This is a genomic window from Spongiibacter sp. (assembly GCF_984394615.1).
Genome location: NZ_CFHTQA010000071.1, coordinates 1 through 6,439 on the forward strand (window position 1 = coordinate 1; position 6,439 = coordinate 6,439).

Here is a 6,439-nt window from a genome sequence, read left to right on the forward strand (position 1 = left end):
CCCGACGCCGGCAGCCAGCCGAGCGTGACGGAAAACTGCAGGATCATCATCAGCGCCATCCAGAATGACGGCATCGACACGCCGACCGCGCTCAGGCCAACCAGTAATCGATCTACCCAAGTGTTTTCGCGCACCGCCGCCACAACACCGGTCAAGGCGCCCAGCGGCACCGCCAGCAACATGGCCAGCAGCACCAACACCAGCGTCATCGGCAACACTTCCAGCAACATGTCGAACACAGGCCGGTTGCTGGCGATAGACTCCCCCATGTCGCCCGTCAGCACATTGAACAGGTACTGGAAATACTGAACGTACAGGGGACGATCCAGACCCAGCTCCGCGCGCAGTTCGGCAATCTGCTGCGCCGAGGCACCGGACTTGGCAAGCATCGTGGACGCCGGGTCACCCGGCAGCATGTACATCATTACAAAGGTCAGGCTGACCACACCGAGAATGACTGGCACGGCAGTGAGCAGGCGCGTAAGCAGATAGCGGATCATGGCCCCTCCTCCAGATACATCTCGTAGAAACTGGGCACCAGACCCACCGAGTGCCAACTGAGGCCCTGCACGCGATTTTCCACACCGATCAACAGGGCGTAGTCATAGATCGGCAGAATCAGCGCCTGCTCCATAATGCGGAGCTGCACGCGCTCATAGAGATCAAAGCGCGTATCTTTATCGAGTGTGACCTCCGCCTTCTCAATCAGGCGATCCAGCTCCGGGTCTTTAAACTTTGAGAATGCGAAGCCATTGTCGGCATTCTCCGAATGAAAAAAGGGCCGCAGTGAATCCGCCGCGGAATAGCCTGAGGAGCCGGTAAACAACATATTTTTCAGCCCCCGGCGCCCCGCCGCGATCTGCACTGCGTGGTCCAGCATTTCCAATTCCAGGTCAATCCCTACCTCACGCAACTGGGATTGCAGCAGCACACTGAACGAACGGCTCTGCCCCCAGGACACCATCGACATGGTCACTCGCAGCGGTTTGCCGTCTTTCTCGCGGATACCATCGCCATCGCGATCCACCCAGCCCGCGTCCTCAAGCAGCGTTCGCGCTTTATCGGGGTTATGGGGATAGAGCGTATCCAGCTTGTGACTGTACTCGGGAGTCACTTGCGCCAGCGGCCCGTAGGACACCGGCGAAATACCGCGAGTAATCGCCTTCGTTCCGCCTACCATATCGGCGGCGTACAGCATTGCCTTGCGCACCGCCAGCTCATCGGTCGGCGCACGCTGCGTATTGATAAACCAGTAGGAAGGCTGCCCGGTAAGGTAGGCCGTTTCGATACGGTGCGTCGGCGAATTCAAAATACGGTTGAGGTTGGTCGGCACCAGATCAAAGGCGACATTCACATCGCCAGCCTCCAAAGCCGGTGCGCGACTGGAGGGTTCCGGCAGAAACCGCCACTCAATTTCCCGCAAATGCGCGGCGCCGTGTTGCCGATAAATTTCCGGTGCCCACTGATAGTCGGGATTCCGCTGCAGGCGATAGCGATTGCCGGGGCGATATTCCACAAACTTGAAGGGGCCGGTGCCAGACTGGTGAAGATGGTAAGCGTCGCCCCACTCTCTCACTGCAGTCGGCGAGACCATGCCGATATAGGGCAGGCTCAGATTAAACAGAAAAAAGGCATCGGGGCGGGACAATGTAATGGCCACCGTATAGGTATCCATTACCGCCACCGACTGCACCGATGCCAACAGGGAGCTGGCTTTTAGCGATCGCGCACCCAGAGACTGAATACGCTCAATATTGAATTTAACGGCCTCGGCGTTAAACGCGCTGCCGTCGTGAAAGCTCACATCCTCGCGCAACTGAAACTCGTAGCGCAGGCCATCGGCCGATACCGTCCAGCGGCGGGCCAGACCGGGAACAAAGTCACCGTCGTCGCCCTGATAAATCAGCGTGTCGTACACTGCCGACAGCACATACAGCACTTCCCACTGCACATCGAGGTGCGGATCCATGCGTGAACCGGGCTTGGTAGCCGAAAGAATCAGTTTGTCGCTGTTCGCAGCGCTTGCCGCACGCTGCTCGTCACCACCAAAACAGGCTACCAGGGCTGCCGAGAGAAACAGGATTGTCAGAAGCCAGGTGCGCATACCGCCACTCATTGCTATTTGAAAGGGACACGATAGCAGATAATATTCACTATATGAACATTTATTCGCATAATGTATAAACATCCCTATTCACTTATGCAGGAGCAAGAAATGGGCCTAAATCTCGCGAACACTAACGCCGCTATTGAGTCGGCCATCGCTAAAGCACAATCACTGGAGATTGCCGTCTGTATCGCAGTCTGCGATGCCGGGGGCCGATTAATCGCCTTCGCCCGCATGGATGGCTCCAACTGGGCCAGCATCTACGGCAGCCAGGGGAAAGCCCTGACCGCCGCTGCCACACGCTGCCCGAGCGGCGCGATTCCGCCGGAATCCGTGGTAATGCAGCGCATCGCCGAACTGGAAGGCGGAAATATGATTTATGCCCGAGGGGCCTTGCCGATTCTCTTTAATGGGAAACTGCTGGGGGCGGTGGGCGTGGGAGGCGCCAGCGCCGACCTTGATGAGGCCTGCGCACAAGCCGCCGTCGACGCGGCGATTGCCGACTACTGCGGCCAATAAACGTTTACGCGGGCTTTAGCCCCCAGGCAAAGCCCGCCAGCATATCGGCCCCCGAGCTATGTCCCACTGCCAGTAGCGGTGCGAGTTTGCCCGACAAGTGCTCTGCACTAAAATTGGGCAGCCACTGAACAAAGTCCAGCCAGCTCTGATTGAGGGCGCCAACGGACGCACAGCTCAGAAACGCGGCCGACAACCGCGTAGTACGCGGTGCTGCGGAAGAATACAGCCAGTTGCAAACCGGCGTTTGAGCGGCCAGACCGCGATACCACAGTGCCACCATCAGCCCGCAGAGGAAGTCATCCCCAGCGGGAGTGAGCCCCCTGCCCAAGCCCGCCAGCTCTTCGGCGCCCTGCCTTACCAGCCGCTCGTCTGAGGCGAACAGCCCCTCACCCAGCCGGTCCAGTGTTCTCCCCAGCCGGGACGTCGACAGCGTTTCGCTGCCGTAAAGCAGCGCCAAAAACGCCGAGCTGTGTTCGCACTCTGACACGCCGACGTGCAGTGCGTCCGCGAGACCGCCGATGGGCGGCAGGCTCTGCCAATCCGGGCAAGAGCCCCACAATGGCAGCCCGGCATGCACCAATTGATGACCGCACAAATTCAGTGCATGAGAATCGCTCTGCACCCGATCATGCACGGTAAGCGCAGACCAGTCCGGCCAGCGATTCAAGGTGATATTCAAGGGGCCCGGTGGAATATCCGGATGGCTAAGCACTACCATTCCCGGGTGCGGGAAATCGACGACCGCATCGCGCGGCTCGCAACTGAGATACACCACGCGGTCGAAAACCGCGGCGACCTGAAGGCGAATACCCGGCTCAACCAGTTGGCGATGCGCCAGGTCACCGAGGCTACGAATGCGCAGCGGCAAGCCTTCAGTCGGCATCGGGCTCGATCCAGGTACCACTGGTTCCGGCCACGATGTCGGCAATATGATCCAGCGAGCCGATCACCGCCGGTTTGCCGGTGCGCCTGACAAACAGGCAGGCAGCATCCACTTTCGGCCCCATGGAGCCACTGGAAAAATTCAGCGCGTCCAGTTCGGCAGGCGTAGTGCGCCGCAGCACCCGTTGGCGGTCGGTGCCGTAATCGAGATAAACGCCATCGACATCGGTGGCAATCACAAACATATCGGAAGGAATCTCACTGGCCAGCAGGCCGGAGGCACGATCTTTATCAATCACAGCCTCCACGCCGCGGTAACTGTCATCCTCGGTATTATGCACGACAGGAATGCCACCGCCGCCGGCACAGATCACAACCGCGTGATTATCCAACAGCCAGCGAATGGGACGGTGCCAGATGATGCGCTGTGGTGTTGGTGACGGCACGACGCGACGCAGCTTGTCGCCGTCGCGACGAAACTGCCAGCCATGGGCGTTGCTCAGCGTCTCGGCTTCATCGTCATCCACAGCGGTACCGACAAACTTGGTAGGCGCACTGAACTCTGGATCGTCGGGGTCGACGGCCACCCGGGTCAGCAGCGTGGCAATGGGCACGTCGTAGCCCAGCAGATTGCCCAGCTCCTGCTCGATCATGTAGCCAATCATGCCGGCCGTCGCGGCACACATCACATCAAAGGGATAGGCCTCTGCGCCCGCGTAGCACTCGGCTTGCATTGCCAGCAGACCCACTTGCGGGCCATTACCATGACTGAGAATCAACTGGTGTTCGCGCGCGATCTTTTCCAACGCACGGGCGGCCATACGCGTATTTTCCCGCTGAGACGATGTGCTGGGAAATTCTCCCCGCTTCAGTAGCGCGTTTCCGCCCAGTGCAACTAACAACTTCATATACTCTCCCGGTCCACGGAACTGCGTGAACACTTCAACAAGGATTAAGTTCGTATTATGCACTTATGTTCGCAATAAGCAACACGACGTCGACGCGTATCCACATGACAATGCCAGCAGATTGCGCAACGCTCGTAACAGCGCTCGTCGCTGGCGTGGCGCTGGCGGAGAATATCGACAAGACGATTGGCATCGTCCCGGTAATAGGAGGGAATGCCGGGGAATGGCACGGGCACCATCGGCACGTCGTGGAACGGTTTATCAATGCGCCGTGCATCGTAACGCGGCCCCTGATCATCGGCGTCGGCAAGCACCCGTTTGACCTCGCGCTCGGCCAGCGCCAGATACGACAGCGGAAGCTGCAAGGCGTGCTCATCGCGATGGCTGTTGCTGCCGAAATAAAAATACTCGTGCTGGCGGTTGTCCGCCTTGGGCCGCGACATTTCAAGATGGCCGCCCAGCAGCCATTTGACCGGGTTCTCCGCCACAAAGCGCTTGAGCAGTGCCGTACTCTGTAAATAGGCCGACCAGTCTTCGATGAACAGCAGACAGGGACAAACGGTATCGCTGGTAAACAGCAACTGTTCGCGGGCGTCATACAGGGCTATCGAGTCTTCCGTATGGCCGGGAATTTTCAGCGCTGTTACCCGCCGCTTGCCAATGGCTAGCTCACTGTGGACGGACTCCTCTTCGCCGTCGAACAGGGCATCGACGCTGTACCGGGGATATTGGGGAAACGGCTCATAGTGGCCATCAGGCTGATAGCCATAAAAGCGGACATTGGGCAGCGACTGTAAGTCGCGATTGCCACCGAAGTGATCCCAGTGACTGTGAGTATTGACGACCGTCAACGGCGAGCTGCCAATCAGGGGCGCAATGTAGGGGCGAAGATTGGCGTAGCCCGTGCCTGAATCAATCAGCAAGGCCCCGTTGAGTCGCCCTTCCCCATCGTCGTCCAGCAGCAGGTAAAAGAAGTTACCTTCGAAACTATTGGCCAGACTCTCTCGGAAAATCAGCGTGTTTCTGTCGTAGGCCCAAACCAGATAATCCCGATCGTAGGCCGTCCACTCAGCCGGAAAAAAGCGCGTCGCATTGACCTGCGTGCGCGACAACTGCCAGACGCGGCCGGGGCCGTCGGCCACAAGTAACTCGCCGTTTCGGCTATTGCCCGTGCAGACAACAAACTGGCCGCGATGAAGCCCTCGCCAGTAGCTGCTGTCTTTACCGACATTCTCGCGCATGACCACGGTTTCGCCCGGTACACAGGCTCGCCCGAGTGCCTGACCGGAATCCAGTTCAGAACGGGAATCCAGCGGCCGCAAGCGATTCAATGGCGATTTTTCTCCCGCCTGCAGGCTCTCACTGAGCAGCAGCAATGCCCCCGCAAAAACACAGGCAACCAGCGCCTGCCCCACAACCGGCATGCTGCCACGCATCACATCAGCACCTTGATGAACATTCTCGCTGCGACGAGGAACAAAAAACCGCCAAACAACTGTTGCAGCTGTCTGGCCGACAGGCGGTGTGCCAGACGCGCGCCAAAGGGCGCCATCACCACCGCGAGCGGCGCCACCAACGCCAGACCAATCAAGTTGATATACCCCAGATAGCCGCTCGGCAGTGCCTGAACAGACCATCCCGACACGATGTAACCGATGCTGCCGGGAATACTGATCAATACGCCAAACCCTGCCGCCGTTCCCACGGCACGCTGCATGGGGAAGTTAAGCAAGTTCAAGGTCGGCACACCCAGTGTTCCACCACCAATACCCATCATGCTTGAAAAGCCGCCAATCGCCGCGGGAATCAGGTAAGACAAGCGCGATGTCGGCACCGCGTTGGCAAGGCGCCACTCCGACATTGGCAGCAGCATTTTCAGGGCCACCAACAGCGTTAGCACACCAAACAGAATGGAAAGAAACTGGCTCGAGCTCACCGTCGCCGCAGCGATCCCCAGCAAGGAGCCAAGCATGATAAACAGGCCCCATCGCTTGACCAGCGCCAGGTCCGCCGAGCCTTTTTT

General features: G+C 58.9%; 7 protein-coding genes. 1 reads left to right on the forward strand and 6 read right to left on the reverse strand.

Going from position 1 to position 6,439, the window contains the following annotated elements:
* Together AC5DB9_RS16220 and AC5DB9_RS16225 are read right to left on the reverse strand one after the other, a co-directional pair.
* Window positions 1-500, reverse strand: a 500-nt coding sequence (locus tag AC5DB9_RS16220; protein ID WP_491732096.1) for an ABC transporter permease, incomplete at its 3' end; no start/stop codon positions are given.
* Window positions 497-2,104: an ABC transporter substrate-binding protein gene (locus AC5DB9_RS16225; RefSeq protein WP_272994021.1), complete on the reverse strand. Its 1,608-nt coding sequence runs from the start codon at window positions 2,102-2,104 to the stop codon at window positions 497-499. The genes AC5DB9_RS16220 and AC5DB9_RS16225, both read right to left, overlap by 4 nt.
* A gap of 111 nt (window positions 2,105-2,215) precedes the next feature.
* Here AC5DB9_RS16225 and AC5DB9_RS16230 point away from each other — a divergent pair, with 111 nt between their 5' ends.
* Window positions 2,216-2,626: a GlcG/HbpS family heme-binding protein gene (locus AC5DB9_RS16230; protein WP_028968526.1), complete on the forward strand. Its 411-nt coding sequence runs from the start codon at window positions 2,216-2,218 to the stop codon at window positions 2,624-2,626.
* Between the two features lie 4 nt (window positions 2,627-2,630).
* On the opposite strand, the gene AC5DB9_RS16235 is transcribed toward AC5DB9_RS16230, so the two are convergent.
* From AC5DB9_RS16235 to AC5DB9_RS16250, 4 genes are all read right to left on the reverse strand, one after another.
* Window positions 2,631-3,509 carry an oxamate carbamoyltransferase subunit AllH family protein gene (locus tag AC5DB9_RS16235; RefSeq protein ID WP_272994022.1) on the reverse strand — a complete coding sequence of 293 codons (879 nt, stop codon included), beginning with the start codon at window positions 3,507-3,509 and terminating at the stop codon, window positions 2,631-2,633.
* The gene (locus AC5DB9_RS16240) at window positions 3,499-4,416 is read right to left on the reverse strand and encodes a carbamate kinase (protein WP_022960240.1); all 918 of its coding nucleotides are present in this window, start codon (window positions 4,414-4,416) and stop codon (window positions 3,499-3,501) included. The genes AC5DB9_RS16235 and AC5DB9_RS16240 overlap by 11 nt, the downstream gene beginning before the upstream one ends.
* Window positions 4,417-4,460: 44 nt before the next feature.
* Entirely contained in the window at window positions 4,461-5,852 is a 1,392-nt protein-coding gene (locus AC5DB9_RS16245; RefSeq protein ID WP_272991625.1) for an MBL fold metallo-hydrolase, read from the reverse strand.
* A partial coding sequence (locus tag AC5DB9_RS16250) for a sulfite exporter TauE/SafE family protein (protein WP_491732097.1) occupies window positions 5,852-6,439 on the reverse strand: 588 nt, incomplete at its 5' end. The genes AC5DB9_RS16250 and AC5DB9_RS16245, both read right to left, overlap by 1 nt.

What these genes read in the sequence shown, in the direction of transcription:
- AC5DB9_RS16225 (WP_272994021.1), bottom strand. Translation starts at nt 2,104, where the DNA reads ATGCGCACCTGGCTTCTGACAATCCTGTTTCTCTCGGCAGCCCTGGTA.
- AC5DB9_RS16230 (WP_028968526.1), top strand. Translation starts at nt 2,216, where the DNA reads ATGGGCCTAAATCTCGCGAACACTAACGCCGCTATTGAGTCGGCCATC.
- AC5DB9_RS16235 (WP_272994022.1), bottom strand. Translation starts at nt 3,509, where the DNA reads ATGCCGACTGAAGGCTTGCCGCTGCGCATTCGTAGCCTCGGTGACCTG.
- AC5DB9_RS16240 (WP_022960240.1), bottom strand. Translation starts at nt 4,416, where the DNA reads ATGAAGTTGTTAGTTGCACTGGGCGGAAACGCGCTACTGAAGCGGGGA.
- AC5DB9_RS16245 (WP_272991625.1), bottom strand. Translation starts at nt 5,852, where the DNA reads ATGCGTGGCAGCATGCCGGTTGTGGGGCAGGCGCTGGTTGCCTGTGTT.